The sequence below is a fragment of the Burkholderia sp. Leaf177 genome (assembly GCF_001424345.1).
Taxonomy (GTDB): domain Bacteria; phylum Pseudomonadota; class Gammaproteobacteria; order Burkholderiales; family Burkholderiaceae; genus Caballeronia.
Genome location: NZ_LMPF01000013.1, coordinates 25,676 through 49,457 on the forward strand (window position 1 = coordinate 25,676; position 23,782 = coordinate 49,457).

Here is a 23,782-nt window from a genome sequence, read left to right on the forward strand (position 1 = left end):
GCTCCGGTTTCAGATTGCCTGCGTGCGCTTTTCGAGCCACGTTTTCGCCGCGCCCGAGACGTGCGGCGAGACGCGTTCAAGGACCGTCGCATGATATTCGTTGAGCCACGTGCGTTCGTCGTCGCGCAGCAAACTCAGGTCGATGCAGCGTGTGTCGATCGGGCACAAAGTCAGCGTTTCGAACTTGAGGAAATCGCCGAATTCGGTCTTCCCCGCGGCTTCGTTCATCACGAGGTTTTCGATGCGAATGCCCCACTTCCCTGGCCGGTAAAGCCCCGGCTCGATGGACGTGATCATGCCTTCTTCCATGGCCGTGAACGGCTCAGCCGGCGCGTAGTGCGAGATCACCTGCGGGCCTTCGTGCACGTTCAGGAAGTAGCCAACGCCGTGCCCCGTTCCATGTCCGTAGTCCGCGCCCGCTTCCCAGATCGGCGCGCGGGCGATGGCATCGAGCATCGGCGAACGGATGCCGCGCGGAAAACGCGCGCGTGACAACGCGATCGTCCCCTTCAGCACGACCGTGAAATCGCGTTTGTGCTCGGCGGTGATCGTACCGATCGGCACCACGCGCGTAATGTCCGTCGTGCCGCTCAGATACTGGCCGCCCGAATCGATCAGCAGCAGACCGTTGCCTTCGATCACCGAATGCGAACCGTCGGTGGCGCGGTAGTGCGGCATTGCGCCGTTCGCGTTGAACCCGGCGATGGTCGCAAAACTCAGCGTCACGAAACCCGGCCGGCGAGCGCGCGCGGCCGTCAGTTTTTCGTCGATGGTCAATTCCGTGATCGTTTCGCGCCCAAGCGCGTCCTCGAACCACGCGAAGAACTCGGCAAGCGCCGCGCCGTCGTGCTCCATGGTCGCGCGAATGTTGGCGGCGTCCGCTGCTGTCTTGCGTGATTTGGCGAACGTCGACGGATTCACCGATTCCACGATCTTCACCTTCGCCGGCACTTTTTCCAGCGAGCCGAACGTGACGCGGCGCGGATCGACGAGCAACGCGGAACCCTTTGGCAACGCCGCGAGCGCGTAGCCGGTCTTGGCGTACGGCTCGACGTACACGTTGTCTTTCAGCAGCGACGCTCTGAGTCCGTCAGGGATTTTTCCATCGCCAACGAACACTGCCGCGTCGTCCAGCCCGATCAACGCGTGCGCGACGAACACGGGGTTGTAGGTGACATCCGAGCCGCGCAGATTGAAGAGCCACGCGAGGTCGTCGAGCGTGGAGATGAAATGCCATTGCGCGCCTTTCTCGCGCATCACGCGGCGAACATCAGCTAATTTGTCGGCTCGCGTGACGCTCGACTGAGGCGCGACGTGTTCATAAACGCTATCCGACGGCAGGCCCGGCCGCTCCGGCCAGACGGCATCGAGCAGATCGAGATCCGTGCGCAACACAATCCCGCGCGCGGTCAGTGCGTCCTTGAGCGTGCGCGCGGCGGCCACGCCGAGCACGGTGCCATCGACGGAAACCGTATCGCCCGCCGCGACATTCTCGGCGAGCCAGTCGACGTGCGGCGCCGACTGCTGGCCGGCCATCATCTTCATGAGCTTGATGCCGGTTCCGGCGAGCTGCGCTTCGGCTTGCGTCCAGTAGCGGCTATCGGCCCAGACGCCAGCGAAATCGCGCGTCACGACCAGCGTTCCAGCCGAGCCGGTGAATCCCGACAGCCACTGCCGCGCCTGCCAGCGCTCGGGCAGGTATTCCGAGATGTGCGGATCCGACGTTGGCACCAGCACGGCAGCCAGCGCTTCCCGCGCCATGACGCCCCGCAGCAGCTCGATTCGGCGGGCGAAGGTCTGTGCATCGGGGGAATTCAGTCGATCGTTCATGAGGTCACCTGCAGAATTTGTTTAGTCACGCGCGCTCGGTGGCGCGCGTTCAGCGGAGCGCCTTAGCGCCGCGCCGCCAGTCCAACCGCGATTGTCACGGCTGCCAGCGCGACGAGCACGCAGGCCAGCCACTCGAGCGAATCGCCATCGTGGAAAGCGCCGGTGAGATTGCCCAGCATTTTCGCGATAACCGCTCCGACGATGGCTGCGACCAAAGCCAGCCAGAAACCGCCCGTGCGTTTCGCGCCCGACCGGCGCAACGGATGCAGCCACCAGGCCGCCAAGCCAACCACAAACCCGAGAAAAACGATGCCAACCCACCCCATCACAAATCCGTTCCGGGCGAATTCAGACTAAACCTATGTGTCGAATCGAAAGGGTGAACTAGCATTTTCAATCCCGTGTTATTAGAAGGTCTGGAAAGGCGCTCGCAGCGCAGCGGTTGAGTTTAGGGGCCTGGAATGGCGATGGCAAGCGCACGCCACGCCAGCCAGTTTCCCCACTTGAGCGCGCGCGGCAGCGTAAGAAATCATGCGAATCGCCATCATCGACGCGGACGTCCAGCACGCCGCACTCATCCGTCGGACTCTCGTCCTGGACGGCCATTTCTGCCATTTCTTCCCGACTCCGCCGGCGCTGCTCGACCGTATGCGTCACGACACGTTCGATCTGTTGATCGCGGCCAATGAAACGCGCGACATGATCGGCGCGGAAATCATCGAACGCGTACGGCATATGGCGCCCCAGCTTCCCATCGTGCTGATGGCGGCCAGCCAGAACGAGGCCGACGTGGTCGCTTGCCTGAAGGCCGGAGCGGACGATTGTGTATCGAAACCAGTGCGCTTCGACGAACTCGCCGCCCGCGTTGAAGTGCTGGCGCGGCGCAGCATGGTGCGCACGCCCGCAGCGGAGCATTTCGGCGACTATCGCTTTAATTCGTCTGAGCTGAGCGTGAGTTTCGCCGACAAGCGCGTGTTGCTCACGCCGAAGGAATTTCGCTTCGCGCGGCTGTTGTTCACGAACCTGTCGCGCGCCGTCTCACGGGCGCACATCATGGAAGTCGTATGGCCGCGAGGCAGCGACATGGCGTCGCGCACACTCGATACCCACGCATCGCGCCTGCGTTCGAAATTGAACCTCCGCCCCGAAAACGGCTATCGGCTGACGCCGCTTTACGGCTATGGCTACCAGCTGGACCGGATTGAAGACGCCCATATGCCCGGAGGCTTATCAGGCATGGGTTACGCCGGGAAGTCGCCGGTAGGGACTGAAGAAATTCGTGAAAGGCTATAATATCGGGCTCATTCCAAGGCATTCTTAAAAGGCCATCAGCTCAGGCCCACAACATGCAGCTCCTCGCGATCGGAATCAACCACCACACTGCGCCTGTCGCCCTGCGCGAACGCGTGGCGTTTCCGCTCGAACAGATCAAGCCGGCTCTCGGCGCCTTGAAAGACCTGTGGCTGGGCTCCACGGGCAAGGCGGCGCCGGAAGCGGCGATTCTGTCAACGTGCAACCGCACGGAGCTGTATTGCGCAACGAACGACAAAGCCGCGCGCGACGCCGCCGTTCACTGGCTTTCGAAGTACCACAATCTGCCGGTCTCCGAGCTTGCGCCGCACGTCTACGCGTTGCCGCAATCCGAAGCCGTGCGGCACGCGTTCCGGGTCGCCTCGGGGCTTGATTCCATGGTGCTCGGCGAGACGCAGATCGTCGGACAGATGAAGGATGCCGTGCGCACGGCTTCGGAAGCCGGCGCGCTGGGTACATATCTGAATCAGTTGTTCCAGCGCACATTTGCTGTTGCCAAGGAAGTGCGCACGACAACCGAAATCGGCGCGCAATCGGTTTCCATGGCCGCCGCCGCCGTGCGTCTCGCGCAGCGTATCTTCGAAAATATTTCGGGCCAGCGCGTCTTGTTCATTGGCGCGGGCGAAATGATCGAGTTATGCGCCACGCATTTCGCCGCACAAAAGCCGCGTGAACTTGTGGTCGCGAACCGTACCGCCGAACGTGGCGAGAAACTCGCGGATCGTTTCAACGGCCGCTCGATTCCCCTCTCCGAACTCCCCGCGCGCATGCACGAGTTCGACATCATCGTGTCGTGCACGGCTTCCACGCTGCCAATCATCGGGCTGGGCGCGGTCGAGCGCGCCGTGAAAGCGCGCCGCCATCGGCCAATTTTCATGGTCGATCTTGCCGTGCCGCGCGACATCGAACCTGAAGCGGGTGAATTGCAGGACGTGTTTCTCTACACCGTCGACGACCTCGGCGCGATCGTGCGCGAAGGCAGTGCGTCGCGTCAGGCGGCGGTGGCGCAAGCAGAATCGATCATCGACACACGCGTGCAGAATTTCATGCAATGGCTCGACGCACGCAGCATCGTGCCGGTGATCCGTCACATGCACACGCAAGCCGACGCATTGCGTCGCGCCGAAGTCGAGCGTGCGCGCAAGATGCTTGCGCGCGGCGAAGATCCGGCGGCGGTGCTCGAAGCGCTGTCGCAATCGCTTACGAACAAGCTGATCCATGGTCCCACGCACGCGCTCAGTCGTGCCAGCCATGAGAATCGCGACCAGCTCATCGAATTGATGGGCGGACTGTACAAACACGGCCATCCGGCGGGATCGAACGATCCTTCGGAAAACTAGCGCCCCTATTCCGCTTCTTCAGCAGCGCCGCTGCTCGCTCCTCTCGCGGCCGCTTTCCTGATCGCAGTCTTCTCCGGAGCCTCGCTCCAGCATCCCATGAAAACGAGCATGCAAAGCAAGCTCGACCAGCTCACTACCCGGCTGGCCGAACTCAATGACCTGATGAGCCGCGAAGACGTGACGGCCGATATGGATCAGTATCGGAAGATCACGAAGGAAAACGCGGAGATTGGCCCCGTCGTGGAGCAATACGCGTTGTGGCGCCAGGCTTCCAACGACGAACTCACCGCGCAGGAATTGCTCGCCGATCCCTCCATGCGCGACTTCGCCGAAGAGGAAATCGGCGAGGCGCGCGAGCGGATGGCTTCGATAGAACGCGATCTGCAAGCCATGTTGCTGCCAAAAGATCCGAACGACGACCGCAATATCTTCATCGAAATCCGCGCGGGCACGGGCGGCGACGAATCGGCGCTGTTTGCCGGCGACCTGCTGCGCATGTATCTGCGATACGCCGAGCGCAATCGCTGGACGGTCGAGATGATGTCGGAAAGCGCGTCGGATCTGGGCGGTTATAAGGAAGTGATCGTGCGGATCGCGGGCCTCAACGTGTATTCGAAGCTGAAATTCGAGTCCGGCGGGCATCGCGTGCAGCGGGTTCCGGCGACCGAAACGCAAGGACGCATTCACACGTCGGCGTGCACGGTTGCAGTGATGCCGGAAGCCGATGAAATTGGCGAAGTGGTGATCAATCCCGCGGATTTGCGCATCGACACCTTCCGCGCTTCGGGCGCGGGCGGCCAGCACATCAACAAGACCGATTCGGCCGTGCGCGTGACGCATTTGCCGACGGGAATTGTCGTGGAATGCCAGGACGACCGCTCGCAGCACAAGAACAAGGATCGCGCGTTGAAAGTGCTCGCCGCGCGGATCATGGACAAGCAGTATCACGAGCAGCACGCGAAGGAAGCCGCCACGCGCAAGAGTCTGATTGGTTCGGGCGACCGCTCCGAGCGAATCCGGACGTACAACTTCCCGCAAGGGCGGATGACGGATCATCGGATCAATCTGACGCTTTACAAGCTCGACGCGATCATGGATGGCGATATCGATGAACTCGTGGCCGCGCTCGTCAGCGAGCATCAAGCCGAGTTGCTGGCCGCGTTGGGCGACGCGGAATGACGACCGCTGCCGGGTTATTGCGTGCATCGGCCTTGCCAGCGCTCGAAGCACGGATCCTGCTCGAGCACGTACTCGGCTGGCGTCGCACGGAGTTGATCACGCGCGACGAAGAAGCGTTGCATGCGGAAAGCGTAGGCCAGTTCGAAGCGCTTGCGCAACGGCGCTTGAACGGCGAGCCGATCGCGCAACTTGTCGGAACGCGCGAGTTTTTTGGGTTGTCGTTCGATGTTACGCCCGATGTGCTGATTCCCCGCCCGGAAACCGAATTGCTGGTCGAGATTGCGCTGACGAAAATCGAGGGAATCGAAAAGCCGCGCGTACTCGATCTCGGCACGGGCAGTGGCGCAATTGCCGTGGCGATCGCTTCGTCTCGCGTCGATGCCAAGGTCTGGGCCGTCGATCAATCGGCGGAAGCGCTAGCGGTGGCGGCTCGAAATGCATCGAAATTGCTCGGCGGCGGCCAGACGCTGAACCTGCTTCAAAGCAACTGGACTGACGCGCTCGATCCGGCGCTGCGGTTCGAGGTGATCGTGAGCAATCCGCCCTATATCGCGCAACACGATCCCCATCTGTCCGAAGGCGATCTGCGTTTCGAACCGCGCTTCGCCCTCACCGACGAAGCCGACGGGCTCAATGCAATCCGCACGATCATCCAGACGGCGCCGTTTTTTCTCGCCGCGAACGGTTCTCTCTGGCTTGAACACGGCTACGACCAGGCGGCGGAAGTTCGCGCGCTGCTGACCGCGCGCGGCTTTTCCAACGTACGTTCGGAACGCGATCTCGCCGGAATAGAACGCGCCAGCGGCGGAGTGTTCACGGCATGACTTCCGGGAGCGCTCAAGCTGCGTCGATAGAAATCCGCTATCATTTCAGGCACGTTGGCGTGTGAAATCCCGCGCCGCTCGACCCCAATCAACCCGCATTACAACGCATCGCAGGATAGACCATGGATACGCAAGAACGCATCAAGCAAATCGTCGATGAAGCACCGGTCGTGCTGTTCATGAAAGGCACGGCGCAATTCCCGATGTGCGGTTTTTCCGGCCGCGCCATCCAGGTTCTGAAGGCTTGCGGCGTGACCGAGCTGAAAACGGTCAATGTCCTCGAAGACGAAGGCGTGCGCCAGGGCATCAAGGAATTCTCCAACTGGCCGACCATTCCGCAGCTTTACGTGAAGGGCGAGTTCATCGGCGGATCGGACATCATGATGGAAATGTACGAATCGGGCGAATTGCAGCAATTGTTTGCCGCTGCCTGAGTCCGACGCGAGCTTGGCCGCCGACCGTTCTTTCCCTGCCGCTCCCGCGCCGCGACGGTTGATTGTCGCGATCACCGGTGCGACGGGTTCCATCTACGGCGTCCGGCTCCTCGAAACGCTGCGCCGCCTTGGTGGCGTGGAAACGCATCTGCTGATATCCAGTGCGGGCTGGCTCAACATCCAGCACGAGCTGGATTTCGATAAAACCACCGTCCACGCGCTTGCGGATGTCGTGCATAACGTGCGCGATGTCGGCGCGAGCATTGCCTCCGGATCGTTCGCGACCGATGGCATGGTGGTTGCGCCATGCTCCATGAAAACGCTGGCGAGCATTGCGCTGGGTTTATCGGACAATCTGATTACTCGCGCCGCCGACGTCGTGCTGAAAGAACGCCGCCGTCTCGTCCTGATGGTTCGCGAAACGCCGTTCAATCTCGCGCATCTACGCAATATGACTTCGGTCACGGAAATGGGCGGCGTGATCTTCCCGCCGCTGCCGGCGTTTTATCAACGGCCGGGTTCTATCAATGAAATGGTCGATCAAACGGTGGAACGGGTTATCGATATGTTTGCGATCGGGCCATCGATTGCGACAGCGTGGCCGGGATTGAAGGGCGCCGAGCATTAACAACAAACGCGACACAATTCATCTCCTCGGCAACCGTTTATCAACACGCTGAGCGTCCGTATAGTTGTGGCAACCACTTATTCAGAGGTTTGCTGCCATGTCCCGACTTCCCACAATTTTTATTTCGCACGGCGCGCCGACGCTGCCTATCGATCCTTCGATGCCATCGGCCGAATTCGCGTCATTTGCTACACGCTTTGAACGCCCGCGCTCGATCCTCATGCTTTCCGCTCACTGGGGCACGGCGCAGCCGGTTGCGAGCGTTGCCGAGCAACCGGAAACCATCCATGATTTTTATGGCTTTCCGCGCGCGTTGTACGAGATCCAATATCGTGCGCCCGGCGCGCCGGAACTCGGGAAACGCGCGGCGACGCTTTTGACGGAAGCCGGCATAACATCGGCAATCACGGACCACGGACTGGATCACGGCGCATGGGTGCCGCTGTTGCTGATGTATCCAGAGGCCGCAATTCCTGTCGCACAATTATCGATACAGCCGCATCTCGATCCTGCCCATCATTATCGCGTGGGCCAGGCGCTGCAGTCGCTCCGCAACGATGGCGTGATGATCGTGGGCTCGGGCCAGATCACGCACAACCTGCGCACGGCCGATTTCGGCGCGCGACCGGAAGACGGAGATCCACGCGTGACTGAATTCACGAATTGGTTCGAGGAGAAGATGGCAAACCGGGATATTGCCGCGTTGCTGGATTACAGAAAACAGGCGCCGCACGCAGTGTTGATGCATCCAACCGATGAACATCTGCTGCCTATTTTCGGCGCGTTAGGGGCCGCGGGCGATGATTTTGAGCTGGATATTCAGTCGCTCGGCACATTTCAAAAGACGCTGGCTATGACGAATTATGTTTTCAGCAGCACCTGATTTACACAAAATCCGTCAACTTGCCGCATAAGCTATAAACCCGCCGAGACTTCCGGCGGGTTTTTTTATTTCAGGCAAATCGACCCATCATTTTCAATGACCGATGCCTTCGAGAATCTCATCGTGGCTTTCGCGTTCTTCCAGATATTGCGTTCTGTAGCCGGTATGCACGCCCCAGTAATAAAAGGCGAGCGCCAACACGGCAACGATCGCCATATCCCAGCCGTATGGCAATAATCCACGGCCGCCAAATTCCTTGCTGCCGATCAGCGACAAAACGGCCATGGAAGGCAAATAAGCGACTAGCCACCACGATGCCTTCAGGTCATTTCCCCACGTACCGAAGCCGGTTTTAGCTTGGTAGTAGAAATAAACCGGCAACGCGACGACCATCAACACAATGATTTCGCCGGTCAGCGGCCATTTGGCCCAATACAGAACTTCCGACGCACACACGAACGCGAACGGCGCAATGATGACCATGCCCGGAATCGTCAATGGCCGATGCAAATCCGTCGCCGCCCGACGCAACGCCATCAGGCTCACTGGACCGGTGAGGTAGGAGATGACCGTTGCCACCGAAATCACCGCCGCGAGCGAACTCCAGCCGCGGAAGAAGAACATGAAGATGAACGCGACGATCAGGTTGAAGAACATCGCCGGACGCGGCACGCCATAAAGCGGATGCACGCTGCCGAGGAACTTCGGCAAGGTGTTGTTGCGCTCCATTGCATAGATCATACGGGAGGTGGTCGCCATGTAAGTGGTGCCCGTGCCGCTGGGACTGACGAATGCATCGACGTAAAGCAGGAATGCCAGCCAGTTCAAGTTCAGCGCTAAAGCGAGTTCCGCAAACGGCGATGCGAAGTTGAAATGACTCCAGCCCTTCAAGACGTCGCCGGGACTTACCGCACCGATATATGCGACTTGCAACAGCACATAAATAACCAAAGCAAGGAGAATCGAACCGATTACCGCAAATGGAATGCTCTTCGATGGATTACGTGCTTCCCCGGCCAGATTAACCGGACTCTGAAATCCGTTAAAACTAAATACGATTCCGCTGGTTGCAACAGCCGTTAATACTGCCGACCAACCATAAGGCGCAAAACTCGATGTCGTGCCAAAGTTTTCCGCGTGAAAACCTGTCAGCATCAATCCCAGGATCGTAGCGCCAGGAATAATGAATTTAAAAACGGTAATCAATGAATTCGCGCGCGCGAACAACTTGACGCCCCAATAATTCAGCAGGAAGTAAACAATGACGAGTAACGCCGATAAACCCAATCCTATAGGCGTGAGTGATTCATCGACATAAAGCGCATGCGCCCAGGCATAAGGCCACGTACTCATGTATTGAATCGATGCCTCGGCTTCAATGGGAATAACCGAAACAATCGCAATCCAGTTCGCCCATGCGCTTACGAATCCGACCAGCGCGCCATGTGAATAGCGCGCGTATCGAACCATGCCGCCCGACTCAGGGAACATTGCGCCGAGTTCCGCATAGGTGAGCGCAATGGCGAGTATCACGAGCGCACCGATAACCCACGCCACAATTGCTGCCGGTCCCGCAATCTTGGCCGCCTTCCAGGCGCCGAACAACCAGCCGGAACCGATGATGGAACCCAGACCCGTCAGCAGCAACGCTACCGGGCCGATGTTCCGTTGAATAGAACTTTTCACTCCGTCTCCTTGAGTCAGCAAACTTCCAATCGGCCGATGCGGTTCATATGAACGTGTTGATCAGTTCAATCCAGGGTTCCGCACCAGCGTGGCGCGTAGTTTAACGGCTGCGGACGCGTTATGTTGTATGAGCTTTTCTAATGCCACATGAAATGTGCACGCACCGGCAAACATCAGAATTTGAAAGATTTGTAAGATCTCCATTCGATGTCCGAAAATTGCGTGTTCACACTTCGGAAAGAGCACTCACAAAAACCCCAAATCCCGCTTGGTTATTATTTGACCTTGTGTTTGATTCGCCGTATAAACCTTCTTGCAGGATTTCAAGCGGCGAGTGAATTGGTCTTTCGTAGTTCGCCCATTACGGTACTCCGGTTGGTCCCATTGCCCCTTCCTTGATTTTCATGCACATCCGGGCTTCGGCCTTATTCGACATCTTTAGGAACACGTAACATGGAAACCGGTACCGTCAAGTGGTTCAATGACGCAAAGGGCTTTGGCTTCATCACGCCGGACGGCGGCGGCGAAGATCTGTTCGCACATTTCTCCGAAATTCGCACGGAAGGCTTCAAGTCGCTTCAGGAAAACCAAAAGGTTAGCTTTGAAGTGAAGACTGGCCCGAAGGGCAAACAAGCTGCAAACATCAAGCCGGCCTGAGTTTAGTCCGCTTGATTCGTTGAAAGAAAAACCCCGCTTTCGCGGGGTTTTTCTTTTAACGTCACGGGTTTATCTCAGCACAACGAGAATCAACTTTAAATCCGATCAAATCTCGTTTTAGCAATTAATACCGATTAACCAAATAACCGCCGAGCGTAAATTCCGAGGCCCGTCGCAACGCTCGCAAGCCGATCGCCAAATACCGCTTCAGCCGCAGGAAAGGCGCTTGATATCGATTGAGACAGAAAGCTGAGGCCCGTGGAACCGCCCGTGAAATAGACCGCGCTGATATCGGCTGGGGCAACGCCCGCGCGACGCACGGTTTCCTCGGCGGCCTGGGCAATCCGGCGCGTCTCTTCCAGGCCGGCATCGACGAGTTGCTGCGCCGTGAAGCCGATGCGCAGCGCCTCTTCCACCTCTTCCATGCCGATGGACGTCTCCCCGCCGGCGGCCACATCGATCTTCGCGGCTTCCGCGTGCGACGCCAGCGCGTGACCAAGCCGGCGGTCGACAACACGCATCAGCCGATCGTGGTGGCGCTGGTCGCTGTAGAGGTGGCGCATCAGCTGCAGTTCGCCCACGCGCTTGGGCGCATAAACGGTGTTGATCAGGTGCCACGTGGCGAGATCGAAATAGACGCGGTTCGGCACCTCGCGGCCTTCCGGCGCGATGGATTGATAACCGAGTTCGCGAAGGATGGTCGCGAGTTCGACGCGCCGGTCGAAGTCCGTGCCTGCAACGTGGACGCCGTAGTGCGCGAGCACGTCGTCTTTACGCGACAATTTTTCGGCACGCTCCGGTCCGACACGCACGAGCGAAAAGTCCGATGTACCGCCACCGATATCCGCGACGAGAACCAGCGCTTCCTTCGTGAGCGTGGCTTCGTAATCGAAAGCAGCCGCAATCGGCTCGTATTGAAAGTGGATGTCCGTCAGGCCGATTGCTTGCGCCGCGGCCTGCAACTGGTTCTGCGCGAGTTGATCGGCGCGCGAATCGTCATCGACGAAAAATACCGGGCGTCCCAGCACCGCGCGCGTGATCGGCGTGCTCGAAACGGCTTGCGCTTTCTGTTTTAAATGCTGAAGGAACAGCGTAATGACGTCGACGTAGCGGATCGCCGAACCGTCGCCGAGGTCCGTGCTGGTTTCGGCCAGCGGCGAGCCGAGAATACTTTTCATGGAGCGCATCAAACGGCCGTCGAAGCCGTCGATATACGCCTCGAGCGCCGCGCGCCCGTAGGCCTGCTCGTCCTCGTCCGTGTTGAAAAAGACAGCGGTCGGCAGCGTCGTGGCGTTGCCTTCGACCGGAGCAAGCCGGATCGATGCCCCGTCGGGCAATGCGACCGCGGAGTTCGACGTGCCGAAATCGATCGCGCAATAAGTCATGAGGTGAGCGACGGCAGCGTGAACCCCGCTGAGCATCGCAAACAAAAAGTGGAGCGCGTTTTTAGCACGTAACGCGCTGCACTTCAACCTGCGATCAAAAACATGGGCGACGGTACGGTTTTTGCTCGAAAACCCGGTAATTAGTACCCTACCGGCGTGCATCTCGCCGGATTTCCACAAGCTCTCGGCAAAATGCATGAACGACACGACCGTAACCTCCGAGCTCGACCAGGACGACAAAACAGCCGCGAAGATCATCGAGACGGATCTCCCCGGCCGGCTCGACAGGTTACCGTGGGGACGCTTTCATACGCTGATCGTGGCGGCGCTCGGCATCACCTGGTTGCTCGACGGGCTGGAAGTGACGCTCGCGGGCGCGGTGGCGAGCGCGCTCAAGGCAAGCCACGTTCTGAAGTTTTCAAACGCCGATGTCGGTATTGCCGGCAGCGCCTACATTGCCGGCGCGGTGGTCGGAGCACTCGGTTTTGGATGGCTGACGGACAGGCTCGGGCGCCGAAAACTCTTTTTCATCACCTTGTTTCTGTACGTGGCGGCGACCGCGGCGACCGCGTTCTCATGGGATCTCGCCAGCTTCGTCCTCTTCCGCTTCCTTACCGGCGCGGGCATTGGCGGCGAATACACCGCCATCAACTCCACGATTCAGGAATTCACGCCCGCCCGCGTGCGCGGCTGGACCGATCTCGCGATCAACGGCACGTTCTGGGTCGGCGCGGCATTGGGCGCGGCCGGGTCCATCGTGCTGCTCGATCCCGGCCTGCTGCCGCCGGATTACGGCTGGCGGGCGTGCTTTCTTATCGGCGCAATTCTAGGGCTCGCAATTCTGTTCATGCGCATGTGGGTGCCGGAAAGTCCGCGTTGGCTGATCACGCATAACCGCGTGGATGAGGCGAAGGAGATCGTGGAAGGCATTGAAGCGCAGTTTCGCAAGCACGGCGTGACGCTGCCTTCCAATCCCGTCAAGCCGTTGCGCCTTCACGCCCGCGACCATACGAAGCTGAGCGAAGTGTTCCATTCGCTGTTTTATTCTCATCGGCGCCGTTCGCTGGTGGGCCTGACGCTGATGACCGCGCAGGCGTTTTTCTACAACGCGATATTTTTCACTTATGCGCTGGTGCTGACGGATTTCTATCATGTGCCGGGGGATCACATCGGCTGGTACGTGTTGCCGTTCGCCGCGGGCAATTTCCTCGGGCCGCTCGTGCTCGGCCGGCTCTTCGATGTCCTCGGCCGCCGCAAGATGATCGCCTTCACCTACGGCATATCGGGCGTCCTGCTGACCATCAGCGGCTACATGTTCGAGCAAGGCATGTTGACGAGCACGACGCAAACCATCTCGTGGATGGTGATCTTCTTCTTCGCGTCGTCGGCGGCGAGTTCGGCTTATCTCACCGTCAGCGAAACTTTTCCGCTGGAGATACGGGCGCTCGCCATCGCCATTTTTTACGCGTTTGGGACGGCGCTGGGCGGCATTGCCGGGCCTGCGCTGTTCGGGCGGCTTATCGATACCCATCAGCGCGGCGCCGTGTTCACGGGCTATCTGATCGGTTCTGCGCTGATGGTGCTCGCAGCGGTCGTTGCGGGGATCTGGGGCGTATCGGCCGAGCGCAAGTCGCTGGAGGACGTGGCGCGGCCGTTGTCATCGGCGGAAGAGTGAGGTTCCCTCGGCGCGGATTGCCGAGGGAAACACGCTGCTGCTTACTTGAACGCGTTGCCCCAGGCGCCATCGAATGCAATTTCACCGATCGCCACGCGTGCGCGCGGTCCGAGTTCACGTTCGCGCAAGGCGTCGTCGAGCGTGGCCGGATCGCCCGGATGGCCGAGCGAAATCATGGCGATGACTTCGACGTCGTCCGGCGGCGAGAAGGTATTGCGGAACGCGGTGGTATCGAAACCGCTCATTTGATGCGCCGCCAATCCCAGCGAGTGCGCCTGCAACACCAGCGAAAATGCAGCCGCGCCAGCGTCGTACGGCGCCGTGCGGTTCACGTCGCCCTTCGCCGTCAGCGTCTGCGCCAGCACGCAGATTAGCACCGGCACGTTGGCGTTCCAGCCCTGGTTGAACGGCACGAGCGTGGCGAATGCTTTATCGAACGCGGCCTGGTCGTGGTTACGATCGAACAGCACGAAACGCCACGGCTGCATGTTGTAGGACGATGGCGCCCAGCGCGCGGCTTCTAGAACGCTATGCAACTGCTCGCGGCTCACCGCTTTGTTCGATATGGCCCGCGGGCTCCATCGACCGGCGAGCAACGGGTCGATGACAACTTCGGTCGGCGCAACTTTTTCTGTCATGGGCGATCCTGATTCGGGTTGGTCAGTACGAGCGGCACACTTTAAACGTGCGCCGCAACCGCAATAGGATAACCAAGGCCGCGAACCCGTGCTGCAGCACGAAGACTGCCGTTATTTTGGATCGCTGGCTTACGTCGCGACCGCCTGCACCCGCCGCGACGCCTTGTTGATCCGCAAGACCATCACTGCAGCGACAATACACAGGCTGCCCGAAATCATCGTGGCGACCGTGTACGTTCCAAGGCTCGCGCGCAACATGCCGCCGCCGAGCGCCGCGAACGCCGCGCCGAGCTGATGCGCCGCGACCACCCAGCCGAACACGATCGGCGCCGATTCCTTCCCGTACACATCGGTGGCGAGCTTGACGGTGGGCGGAACGGTTGCAACCCAGTCGAGCCCGTAGAACACCGCGAAAATCGGCAAGCCATAAAAATCGATGCCAAACGCCTGCGGCAAGAACATCAGCGACAAGCCGCGCAAACCGTAATACCAGAACAGCAGCACGCGGGCGTTGAAACGGTCCGACAGCCAGCCGGAAAGCGTCGTGCCGAACAGATCGAAGATGCCCATGGCAGCAAGGAGGCCCGCGCCCTGCACTTCGCTCATGCCGTGATCGGCGCACATCGCGATCAGGTGCGTTCCTATGTACCCGTTCGTGCTCGCGCCGCAAATGAAAAAGCTCCCGGCCAACAACCAGAAATCGCGCGTCTTGCTTGCCATCCCGAGCGTGCCGAATGCGAGCGTGATCGGGTTTTTCTGCGCGATGGGAACGGGCGGAGGGGCATCGGCGGGTTCGCCAAATGGACGCAGCACCAGGTCCGACGGACGTTCCGGCAGCAGCCATGCAACCAGCGGCAACATGATCGCGGCCGCAGCGGCCACGACCAGCACGACGGGCCGCCAGCCGAAATGTTCGGCAATCGCCGCAAGCACCGGCAGGAATACGAGTTGGCCCGTCGCCGAGCTGGCGGTGAGAACGCCCATCGCCAGACCGCGATGCGTGGTGAACCAGCGGTTCACGACCGTAGCCGCCAGCGTCATCGCTGCAACGCCGGTCGCGCCACCGACCAGCACGCCCCAGACGAGGACCATTTGCCAGGGCGCTGTCATCAGCGACGACAACGCCACGCCCGTCGCCAAAGTGGCAAGCGCGACCAGCACGGTCGGCCGAACGCCGAAGCGCTGCATGGCGGCCGCGGCGAACGGTCCGGTCAGCCCATAAAGCGCGAGATTGATCGATATTGCCAGCGAAATCGTGGCGCGGCTCCAGCCGAATTGCTGCTCGAGCGGCAACATCATGACGCTCGGCGTCGCACGCGTGCCGGCCGCGGCAAGCAGCACAAGAAAGACCACGCCCACCGATATCCACGCGTAATGCATGCGGCCGGAAAGCCGCCTTGCTGCCCAATTCATGCTTCGCTCCGGTTTTTCATCAATTTTTGCGTGGCGCCGGCGTCTACGTTACCGATCAGTCACATTGAGGTTGCGAGCTTAGTGACTGCTCGGTAACATGTCAAGAATCCCTTCGGATTCAGAGGATATCGCTGTGGTACGAGCATCGACTGGAAACACTATCGCCGATAAAAAACCCGTTCGCCGGCATATGGACGGAGCGACCGCGCAGGAGCAGTTGCTCGACGCCGCGGAACGGCTTTTTTATCGCGACGGCATTCGCGCGATCAGCGTGGACGCCGTGGTGGAACGCGCCGGCGTGAACAAGATGAGCGTGTACCGGCAGTTTTCATCGAAGGACGATCTCGTGGTCGCGTACCTCACGCGCATGGACGAGCGGTTCAGGGGACGCGTGGAGGAAAGCATCGCGAAGCACCCTGGCGATCCCGCGAAAGGGCTCGTGCAGAGCATCGTGGATCTTGTCGGACGCGCATCTCGGCCAGATTATCGCGGCTGCCCGTTCGTGAACGTCGCGTGCGAATTCGCGGACCGGGAACATCCGGCGCGGGTATCGGTGGCGCGCAACAAGGCTTATCTAATTGGACGATTGCTGGAATTGTCGGAGGAAGCGGGCGCAGCCGACCCTCAGTTGCTTGCCGATTCGCTCGCGTTATTAGTCGAGGGAATCTACGCGTCGAGTCAGACTTTCGGCCCCGGCTGCGGCGCGATGCGCAGCGCGCCCATGACGGCCGAGATGCTCGTGCGCGGCGCGTGCGCTGGAAGCAAGGTCGAAGCATGAACGAAGAAATTATCGATGCAACGCGGCACTGGCTGACGCGCGCGGTTATCGGGCTGAATTTGTGCCCGTTTGCCAAAGCGGTGTACGTGAAGGAGCAGATTCGCTACACGGTAAGCGAGGCGCGTACGTTCGAAAACGTGCTGGCCGATCTGGAAACCGAGCTCAAATATCTTGCCGATTCCGATCCGGAACAGACCGATACAACCTTGTTGATCGTTCCTCACGCGCTGTCCGATTTCGCCGAGTACAACGACGCGCTTCATTTCGCCGATACGCTGCTCAAGCAACTCCGGCTCCAAGGCGAATTGCAGATCGCGAGTTTCCATCCGGATTATCAATTCGATGACGCCGGTCCCGACGACATCGAAAACTTCACGAACCGCGCGCCCTATCCGATCTTCCATTTGCTGCGCGAAGCCAGCATAGAACGCGCGGTGGATGCCTTCCCGGACGCCGCCGATATCTACGAACGAAACATGGCAACGCTGCGTCGTCTAGGCCGTTCGGGATGGCAAGAACAGATGAAACGCGAGATCGATATCAAGTCGTAAAGAAGCGCTCGCGCATCTCTGCAAGGCCGAGCGTTTCGAGTACATCGGACAAACGTTGCGCGGGTTTTCCGCGCGGCAAGTCCTTGAATTGCGCGATGATCAACTCGTTTTTCATCGAGTGTTCCCAGCCAACGAGCTCCGTCACGCTGACCTGATAACCGTGCGATTCCAGTTGCAGGCATCGCAACACGTTCGTGATCTGGCTGCCGAATTCGCGTGTATGCAGCGGATGCCGCCACATTTCCGTCAGTACATTCTTCGATAACGAATGGCCCTTGTTCTTGCGCAGAACGGCGGCCACTTCTGCCTGGCAACACGGCACGACCACAATGGTCTTCGCCCTTTTCTGCAGGGCGAAATGAATGGCGTCGTCGGTTGCGGTATTGCACGCATGCAAGGCCGTGACGACGTCCACCGTTTCCGGCAAGCGATCCGATGTGGTCGATTCAGCCACCGACAAATTCAGAAACGACATCCCCTCGAAGCCCAGTCGCGCGGCCAATTCCTCCGATTTTTCAACCAGTTCCGGGCGCGTCTCAATTCCATAGATATGTGACCGATCGCGCAGAGCTTTGAAGTAGAGATCGTAGAGAATGAAGCCAAGGTAGGACTTGCCTGCGCCATGATCGACCAGCGTCACCGAACTCTGCTTTGCATGAATTTCCGCAAGCAACGGCTCGATGAATTGAAACAGGTGATAGACCTGTTTCAGCTTGCGGCGGCTGTCTTGATTCATCTTGCCGTCGCGAGTAAGGATGTGCAGTTCCTTCAAAAGCTCGATGGATTGCCCGGGACGAATGTCGTGCTTGTCGCCCGTCGAGCTGGCCTCCGGTTTTTTATCGGACGAATCCGATGATGCAATAGGCGCGTTCAACGCCCGGGACTTCTTGGCCATCGTCTGGATACCGTAGGAATTTTTGCGGAAGGATTTAGCTTGAAGTGTGCGCTAACCGCTGGATGTATCGGTGCAAATGCGCAAGTTTACCCAAAAGCGCAAAGACGCTCCCGCACAACGCAGCGTCAGGAATTGGTAAGCGAATCGAGAGCGCCAATTTCAGATGGAACATTTCGTGCATTTAGAACGGGAAAACCAACGGGACGAACGAACGCAACAGCGGCACAAAGCCGCAAAACAGATTGAACAACAAGCCTGTAGCCAAGGCGAGCGCGATTGACCGGTCGTAATCATGCGCTGCCTGTTACGTAACACCCACGCACTTTAGGCGCGTTCCCTGAGGAACACGCGAACGAAATGAGGACGGCAATGGACCCAATCCGAGACAGTAAAGCCGAACGGCAGTTTCAGGACATGCTCGCCAAGCTCACCGCTTTGCCGGAATGGAGCGAAAAGCAGCAACTGGAACTGGAGATGGCTCGAGAAATTTCCGGCGAAATGCTGCGGCTTGCAGAAGCCATGCGCGACGGAACCACCGACATGGAAACATGCCTGACGATGCTCAAGTACGCCAAGGTCATGGATTTCGTGCTGACGACGCTCGCTTCGCGTCGCGAGATCGCACCGCAGACATTGCGCGTGATCTTCAAGCTCGCGGGTTTGAAAGTTGATGAGGCTTATCCGGGTTGAACCTGCATGTGGTTACGATGTTGCGGCCAGCTCGATTGACGCTCGACTGGTCTGAAGCAAATTTCTCAATGCTTGCGGCGTGTCATCAGCCGCTCGTAAGACGCTTTCAGATGACGCTGCATGGCAGCCTGGGCTTGAATCGCATCGCGCGCTTCAAGCGCGTCGAGTATCTCCTTGTGCTCGCTCAGCGCGTCTGCCCACGTTTCTTCCCCCTCGAAATGCCCACGCAACGTTGATGACAACGGGCTATGCCGTTCGTCGAAAAGACCTGCAACGGTACGCACGAGTACATCATTCCCCGACATTTGCGCCACGGCCATGTGGAACGCGCGATCCGCTGCAAGCGGAATCTGCCCGTGCGCGACTTGCGTTGCCATGTCCTCGTAGATGTCGCGCAACGCCCTGAGCGCCTTTGGCTTGCCGAAGGCCGCGACGCTCGCGGCAATCGCCCCTTCTATGACCATGCGCGCCGTCATGATTTCCAGCGGACTTTCGCCGAGTTCGGTATCGGCTGGAATGCCTGAACGGGAACCAGGCGCCGGCGCCGCGCAAATATAGACGCCCGATCCCATCCGGATCTCGACACGCCCTTCCAGTTCCAGCGCAACGAGCGCTTCTCGCACGGAAGGACGCGACACGCCAAGCATCAACGCCAATTCGCGCTCCGACGGCAGCCGGCCATTCGGCGCAAAGCCCTTTTCGTCGATGAGCGCGCGCAATTTGTCGGCGATCTGAAGATAGAGACGGCGCGTTTCGATGGGTTTGCCAGCCACAAGGTTTCCTTTCTGCATTATCACGCGCCGGGTTTCATCGGCCAAACGCGTGGATTCTAAACATTTGCCAACGGCATGGTCAGGCCAAACCCTCATTCGCGGCAAATTGGCTTGACCAGTTCTCTTTTACGCACCTAACATGCAATCTGGTAAGGCCAAACTATCAATCACATGAAAACTGTCATCTGCGAACAACCCGGCTCGCTTGTCCTGATCGATCGACCCGCGCCGGAACCCGGTCCCGACGACGTCCTGATTCGCATCAAACGCGTCGGCGTGTGCGGTACGGATCTGCACATCTTTACAGGAAATCAGCCGTTTCTCGCCTATCCGCGCGTGATGGGACATGAATTATCGGGAATCGTCGAATCAGCGCCGGCAGGCGCGCGGGTTGCAAAAGGCGATCAGGTCTACGTGATGCCTTACCTCGCGTGCGGGAAATGCATTGCGTGCCGTGCGAAAAAACCGAATTGCTGCATGAACATTCGCGTTTTGGGCGTGCATACCGACGGCGGTCTGGTCGAGCAACTCGCCGTGCCGCAAGCCTTCGTGTTCAAAGCCGATGGCGTCACGCTCGATCAAGCCGCGATGATCGAATTCCTCGCGATCGGCGCGCACGCCGTCGCACGCGCCGATGTACAGCCAAAGCAGCGCGCGCTCGTGGTCGGCGCGGGTCCCATCGGCATGGCAGCGATGATTTTCGCCAAGTTGCGCGGCGCGGAAGTCACGGTGCTCGATAGCCGGGAAGATCGCCTCAAGTTCTGCGAGACGCAATTGAACGCCGATCACATCGTGCGTCTCGATACCACCGACGCCGCGACCGACGCCAAGCAACTTGCCGAAATCACGGATCATGAGTTTTTCGATATCGTCTTCGATGCCACCGGCAACGTCAAAGCCATGGAACGCGGCCTGGAATTCGTCGCGCACGGCGGCAAGTACGTGTTGATATCGATTGTCCGCGATCGCATTTCATTCGCCGATCCCGAATTCCACAAGCGTGAAACCACCTTGCTTGCAAGCCGCAACGCGACGCCCGATGACTTCGAAACCGTCCTCACCGCGATGCGCGCCGGCCTGATTCCCACCACAGCGCTCAACACGCACACGCTGCAACTTGGCAACTTGCCGAATGAATTCTCCAAGCTGCTGGATCCATCGGCTGGCGTGATCAAGGCGCTGGTCGAGTGTTGAGCGCACGAATGAGCAATCCCATTCTGCAATTCGGCACGAGCCGGTTCCTTCAGGCGCATGTGGATCTGTTTGTTGCGCAGGCGTTGCGGCACGATCCTTCAAAGGCGCTTGGCCGAATCACGGTCGTGCAGACAACGTCGAGCGCGGAAAGCCGGGTGCGGATCGACGCGTTGCGTTCATCGAGCGTCTATCCGGTGCGAATTCGTGGAAAGAAAGGCGATGCGACCATCGATGAAATCGTCCAATGCAACGCGATCACCGAAGCATTGAATGCAGCCGATGACTGGCCCACGCTTCGCGAGCGCATCCGGCGGGACGTGAAGGTCATCGTGTCGAATACGGGTGATACGGGTTACGTTTCCTTCAGTGAAGACATCGCCAGAGGATTCAACGGAACATCCGTGCCACGCGGGTTTCCAGCGAAACTCGCTGCGTTGCTGCATGACAGGTTTAGCGCGGCCGCTGAGCCGATCACGCTGTTGCCGTGCGAACTGGTTTCGCACAATGGCGATACCTTGCGAGACGCGGTCCTTAGCATCGCGAATCAATGGCACGCCGACGACGCGTTCATTCGTTATCTCGAGCACGATTGCGTCTGGGTGAATTCGCTTGTCGACCGAATCGTTTCGGAGCCGATTCATCCGGTTGGCGCGATCGCCGAGCTTTACGCGCTTTGGGCGATCGAGCGCCAGGCGAACATGGTTTTGCCGTGCGAGCACGAAGACATTGTCGTCACCGATGACCTCGCCCACTACGAGCGCCTGAAGCTTTTTCTGCTGAATCTCGGTCATACGATGCTCGCCGAACTCTGGCTCACCGATCAATCTGCCGGCGCGAATGTCCTGGATGCGATGCGCAACGAAGCGTGGCGCGAGATACTGGAGTCGGTATGGCACGACGAGGTGCTGCCCGTGTTCGACGCTTTAGGCAAGCACGAAGCCGCGCGCGCCTATCTTGTCGACGTCCGCAATCGGTTCGAGAATCCGTTTCTCGATCATCGGCTAGCGGATATCGCGCGTAATCACGAGGAAAAAAAGCAACGTCGATTCAAACCGGTAATCGATCTCGCGCGCGAACTGGGTTTGGAGATCGCCCAGAAACGGCTGGTAGCCGCGCTGCACTGATTTACTTCGCCATCATGTCCAGCGCGAGCGCTTCGGCCACTTCGATCCCATCGATCGCCGCCGAATAAATGCCACCGGCGTAGCCCGCACCTTCGCCCGCGGGGTACAGCCCATCGACATTCATGCTTTGATAATTGTCCTTCCGGCGCACGCGTATTGGCGATGAAGTCCGCGTCTCCACGCCAGTCAGCACAGCGTCGTGCATCGCAAAGCCGGGAATTTTCTTATCGATTTGCGGCAACGCTTCGCGAATCGCTTCGATTACATATTCGGGTAGCGCGCTACTCAAATCGGTCATGCGCACGCCCGGTTTATACGAAGGCTCGACTGAACCCAGTTCCGTCGATGCCCGCCGCGCAATGAAATCGCCAACCAACTGCGCCGGCGCTGAATAATCGCCGCCGCCGAGTTCGAATGCGCGTTCTTCCCATTGCCGCTGAAACGCGATACCCGCAAGCGGACCGCCGGGGAAATCTTCCGGCGTAATCCCGACGACGATCCCCGCGTTCGCGTTTCGCTCATTTCGCGAATACTGGCTCATACCGTTCGTGACGACTCGGCCCGGCTCCGATGCCGCGGCCACGACCGTCCCTCCGGGACACATGCAAAAGCTATAGACCGCGCGACCGTTGCTGCAGTGATGAACGACCTTATAGTCCGCCGCGCCCAACAGCTTGTGTCCGGCGAACTTCCCGAACCGGCTCCGATCGATCAACCCTTGCGGATGTTCAATCCGAAACCCGAGCGAAAACGGCTTCGCTTCCATATAGACGCCCCGCCGATGCAACATCTCGAACGTATCCCGCGCGCTATGTCCCACCGACAACACCACGTGATCGCAACGCAGCGTTTCGCCATTCGAAAGCGTTAGACCGCGAATCTTTCCGTTGTCGATCTCGATATCTTCGACTCGGGTGTCGAACCGTACTTCCCCGCCGAGCTGATGAATCGTCGCGCGCATTTTCTCGACCATCCCGACCAGCCTGAACGTACCGATATGTGGTCGACTCAAGTAGAGAATGTCTTCCGGCGCGCCGGCGAGCACAAATTCATCAAGAACCTTGCGCCCGTAATGCTTGGGATCTTTGATCTGGCTATATAGCTTGCCGTCGGAAAAAGTACCGGCGCCGCCCTCGCCGAATTGGACGTTCGATTCCGGATTCAGCACGTTCTTGCGCCACAGACCCCACGTGTCCTTGGTCCGTTCGCGAACCGCCTTTCCCCGTTCGAGAATGATTGGCCGAAATCCCATCTGCGCAAGAATGAGCCCGGCGAACAAACCGCATGGACCCATGCCAATCACAACCGGTCTCGGAGATGTCGTTTGTTCGGGCGCTTTCGCCACGAACTTGTAGGCCATATCGGGCGTGATGGAACAATGCGGCTGATCGTCGAGATGAGGGAGCGCCGCCGCTTCGTCCTTAACTTCCACATCGACGATATACGTCAGCTTGATATCGGAGCGCTTCCGGGCATCGTGCGCTCGACGAAACACCGTATAGCGGATGAGTCCATCGGACGGAACGTGAATAAGCGCGAGGCGTGAGCGAATAGCTGACTCGAGCTCGCTTTCCGAATGCTCAAGCGGAAGCTTGATTTCGCTTAAACGTAACATGGGGACCTGATTGTTTTCTGCAGACGCCTAGAACTACGGGCCAAAGCGCTATTTTAGCGTGTTGATGTTGGGGGAGTCGACGCGAATGGACTTCTATGCGTCGGGGCAAGGCAGTGGATAAGCCCGTAAACGCAAAAAACCCCACTTTTCGGGTGGGGTTTTGAGCGACTGCGATGGAATGCAGAGGAATGGGGGAGCCTGACGATTACCTACTTTCACACGGGTATCCGCACTATCATTGGCGTGGAGTCGTTTCACGGTCCTGTTCGGGATGGGAAG

Annotated in this window: 23 protein-coding genes and 1 rRNA gene; 14 read left to right on the plus strand and 10 right to left on the minus strand. The window is 59.2% G+C overall.

Annotated features, from left to right (window positions below; genetic code table 11):
• Nucleotides 1-9 precede the first annotated feature (9 nt).
• Together ASG35_RS13210 and ASG35_RS13215 are read right to left on the minus strand one after the other, a co-directional pair.
• Nucleotides 10-1,830 (minus strand): aminopeptidase P family protein, encoded by a 1,821-nt coding sequence (locus ASG35_RS13210; RefSeq protein ID WP_056357635.1) that lies wholly within the window; start codon nt 1,828-1,830, stop codon nt 10-12.
• A gap of 62 nt (nt 1,831-1,892) precedes the next feature.
• Nucleotides 1,893-2,156, minus strand: coding sequence for a hypothetical protein (locus ASG35_RS13215; protein WP_056357639.1), 264 nt, complete (start codon nt 2,154-2,156; stop codon nt 1,893-1,895).
• A gap of 205 nt (nt 2,157-2,361) precedes the next feature.
• On the opposite strand from ASG35_RS13215, the gene ASG35_RS13220 reads away from it, so the two are divergent.
• The 7 genes from ASG35_RS13220 (at nt 2,362) to ASG35_RS13250 (ending at nt 8,429) form a co-directional block, all read left to right on the plus strand.
• Entirely contained in the window at nt 2,362-3,123 is a 762-nt protein-coding gene (locus tag ASG35_RS13220; RefSeq protein WP_056357642.1) for a response regulator transcription factor, read from the plus strand.
• Between the two features lie 53 nt (nt 3,124-3,176).
• Nucleotides 3,177-4,481, plus strand: coding sequence for a glutamyl-tRNA reductase (gene hemA, locus ASG35_RS13225; RefSeq protein ID WP_056357644.1), 1,305 nt, complete (start codon nt 3,177-3,179; stop codon nt 4,479-4,481).
• 96 nt (nt 4,482-4,577) lie between these two features.
• Complete coding sequence (gene prfA / locus ASG35_RS13230; RefSeq protein ID WP_056357647.1) at nt 4,578-5,660, plus strand: peptide chain release factor 1; 1,083 nt, start codon at nt 4,578-4,580, stop codon at nt 5,658-5,660.
• Entirely contained in the window at nt 5,657-6,484 is an 828-nt protein-coding gene (prmC, locus tag ASG35_RS13235) for a peptide chain release factor N(5)-glutamine methyltransferase (protein ID WP_056357650.1), read from the plus strand. Before prfA ends, prmC begins: the two co-directional genes overlap by 4 nt.
• Before the next feature lie 122 nt (nt 6,485-6,606).
• Nucleotides 6,607-6,918: a Grx4 family monothiol glutaredoxin gene (gene grxD / locus ASG35_RS13240; protein ID WP_056357654.1), complete on the plus strand. Its 312-nt coding sequence runs from the start codon at nt 6,607-6,609 to the stop codon at nt 6,916-6,918.
• A 13-nt stretch (nt 6,919-6,931) separates the two neighbouring features.
• Nucleotides 6,932-7,546, plus strand: a complete 615-nt coding sequence (locus ASG35_RS13245; RefSeq protein ID WP_056357706.1) for a UbiX family flavin prenyltransferase — start codon at nt 6,932-6,934, stop codon at nt 7,544-7,546.
• A 97-nt stretch (nt 7,547-7,643) separates the two neighbouring features.
• A complete protein-coding gene (locus ASG35_RS13250) occupies nt 7,644-8,429 on the plus strand; it encodes a DODA-type extradiol aromatic ring-opening family dioxygenase (RefSeq protein ID WP_056357657.1) in 786 nt (261 codons plus the stop codon).
• A 93-nt stretch (nt 8,430-8,522) separates the two neighbouring features.
• Here the strand turns inward: ASG35_RS13250 and ASG35_RS13255 are convergent, their stop codons facing one another.
• Complete coding sequence (locus ASG35_RS13255; RefSeq protein ID WP_056357660.1) at nt 8,523-10,115, minus strand: APC family permease; 1,593 nt, start codon at nt 10,113-10,115, stop codon at nt 8,523-8,525.
• A 453-nt stretch (nt 10,116-10,568) separates the two neighbouring features.
• On the opposite strand from ASG35_RS13255, the gene ASG35_RS13260 reads away from it, so the two are divergent.
• Nucleotides 10,569-10,772, plus strand: a complete 204-nt coding sequence (locus ASG35_RS13260; protein WP_056357663.1) for a cold-shock protein — start codon at nt 10,569-10,571, stop codon at nt 10,770-10,772.
• Between the two features lie 134 nt (nt 10,773-10,906).
• On the opposite strand, the gene ASG35_RS13265 is transcribed toward ASG35_RS13260, so the two are convergent.
• Nucleotides 10,907-12,157 carry an Hsp70 family protein gene (locus ASG35_RS13265; protein WP_056357666.1) on the minus strand — a complete coding sequence of 417 codons (1,251 nt, stop codon included), beginning with the start codon at nt 12,155-12,157 and terminating at the stop codon, nt 10,907-10,909.
• Nucleotides 12,158-12,353: 196 nt separating this feature from the next.
• On the opposite strand from ASG35_RS13265, the gene ASG35_RS13270 reads away from it, so the two are divergent.
• Nucleotides 12,354-13,832 (plus strand): MFS transporter, encoded by a 1,479-nt coding sequence (locus ASG35_RS13270; RefSeq protein WP_056357667.1) that lies wholly within the window; start codon nt 12,354-12,356, stop codon nt 13,830-13,832.
• Between the two features lie 41 nt (nt 13,833-13,873).
• Here ASG35_RS13270 and ASG35_RS13275 read toward each other — a convergent pair whose 3' ends face one another.
• Nucleotides 13,874-14,470 (minus strand): nitroreductase family protein, encoded by a 597-nt coding sequence (locus ASG35_RS13275; RefSeq protein ID WP_056357670.1) that lies wholly within the window; start codon nt 14,468-14,470, stop codon nt 13,874-13,876.
• 129 nt (nt 14,471-14,599) lie between these two features.
• The gene (locus tag ASG35_RS13280) at nt 14,600-15,883 is read right to left on the minus strand and encodes an MFS transporter (protein ID WP_056357673.1); all 1,284 of its coding nucleotides are present in this window, start codon (nt 15,881-15,883) and stop codon (nt 14,600-14,602) included.
• Nucleotides 15,884-15,980: 97 nt separating this feature from the next.
• Here ASG35_RS13280 and ASG35_RS13285 point away from each other — a divergent pair, with 97 nt between their 5' ends.
• On the plus strand, nt 15,981-16,661 hold the full coding sequence (locus ASG35_RS13285) for a TetR/AcrR family transcriptional regulator (protein WP_056357676.1): 681 nt from the start codon (nt 15,981-15,983) through the stop codon (nt 16,659-16,661).
• Nucleotides 16,658-17,212: a DUF1415 domain-containing protein gene (locus ASG35_RS13290; protein WP_056357679.1), complete on the plus strand. Its 555-nt coding sequence runs from the start codon at nt 16,658-16,660 to the stop codon at nt 17,210-17,212. The genes ASG35_RS13285 and ASG35_RS13290 overlap by 4 nt, the downstream gene beginning before the upstream one ends.
• Here ASG35_RS13290 and ASG35_RS13295 read toward each other — a convergent pair.
• The gene (locus ASG35_RS13295) at nt 17,202-18,107 is read right to left on the minus strand and encodes a class I SAM-dependent methyltransferase (protein ID WP_082508369.1); all 906 of its coding nucleotides are present in this window, start codon (nt 18,105-18,107) and stop codon (nt 17,202-17,204) included. The two genes, ASG35_RS13290 and ASG35_RS13295, sit on opposite strands and share 11 nt — an antisense overlap.
• Nucleotides 18,108-18,476: 369 nt before the next feature.
• Between ASG35_RS13295 and ASG35_RS13300 the strand changes: the two genes are divergently transcribed.
• Nucleotides 18,477-18,797 carry a hypothetical protein gene (locus ASG35_RS13300; protein ID WP_056357682.1) on the plus strand — a complete coding sequence of 107 codons (321 nt, stop codon included), beginning with the start codon at nt 18,477-18,479 and terminating at the stop codon, nt 18,795-18,797.
• A gap of 65 nt (nt 18,798-18,862) precedes the next feature.
• Here the strand turns inward: ASG35_RS13300 and ASG35_RS13305 are convergent, their stop codons facing one another.
• Nucleotides 18,863-19,570: a FadR/GntR family transcriptional regulator gene (locus tag ASG35_RS13305; RefSeq protein ID WP_156393142.1), complete on the minus strand. Its 708-nt coding sequence runs from the start codon at nt 19,568-19,570 to the stop codon at nt 18,863-18,865.
• Between the two features lie 171 nt (nt 19,571-19,741).
• On the opposite strand from ASG35_RS13305, the gene ASG35_RS13310 reads away from it, so the two are divergent.
• Both ASG35_RS13310 and ASG35_RS13315 read left to right on the plus strand, forming a co-directional pair.
• Nucleotides 19,742-20,764, plus strand: a complete 1,023-nt coding sequence (locus ASG35_RS13310; protein WP_056357688.1) for a zinc-binding alcohol dehydrogenase family protein — start codon at nt 19,742-19,744, stop codon at nt 20,762-20,764.
• Nucleotides 20,765-20,772: 8 nt separating this feature from the next.
• Complete coding sequence (locus ASG35_RS13315) at nt 20,773-21,888, plus strand: D-mannonate oxidoreductase (RefSeq protein WP_056357691.1); 1,116 nt, start codon at nt 20,773-20,775, stop codon at nt 21,886-21,888.
• Between the two features lies 1 nt (nt 21,889).
• On the opposite strand, the gene ASG35_RS13320 is transcribed toward ASG35_RS13315, so the two are convergent.
• Nucleotides 21,890-23,503, minus strand: coding sequence for an NAD(P)/FAD-dependent oxidoreductase (locus ASG35_RS13320; RefSeq protein ID WP_056357695.1), 1,614 nt, complete (start codon nt 23,501-23,503; stop codon nt 21,890-21,892).
• 196 nt (nt 23,504-23,699) lie between these two features.
• Nucleotides 23,700-23,782 (minus strand): 5S ribosomal RNA (gene rrf, locus ASG35_RS32625); the annotation flags it as partial.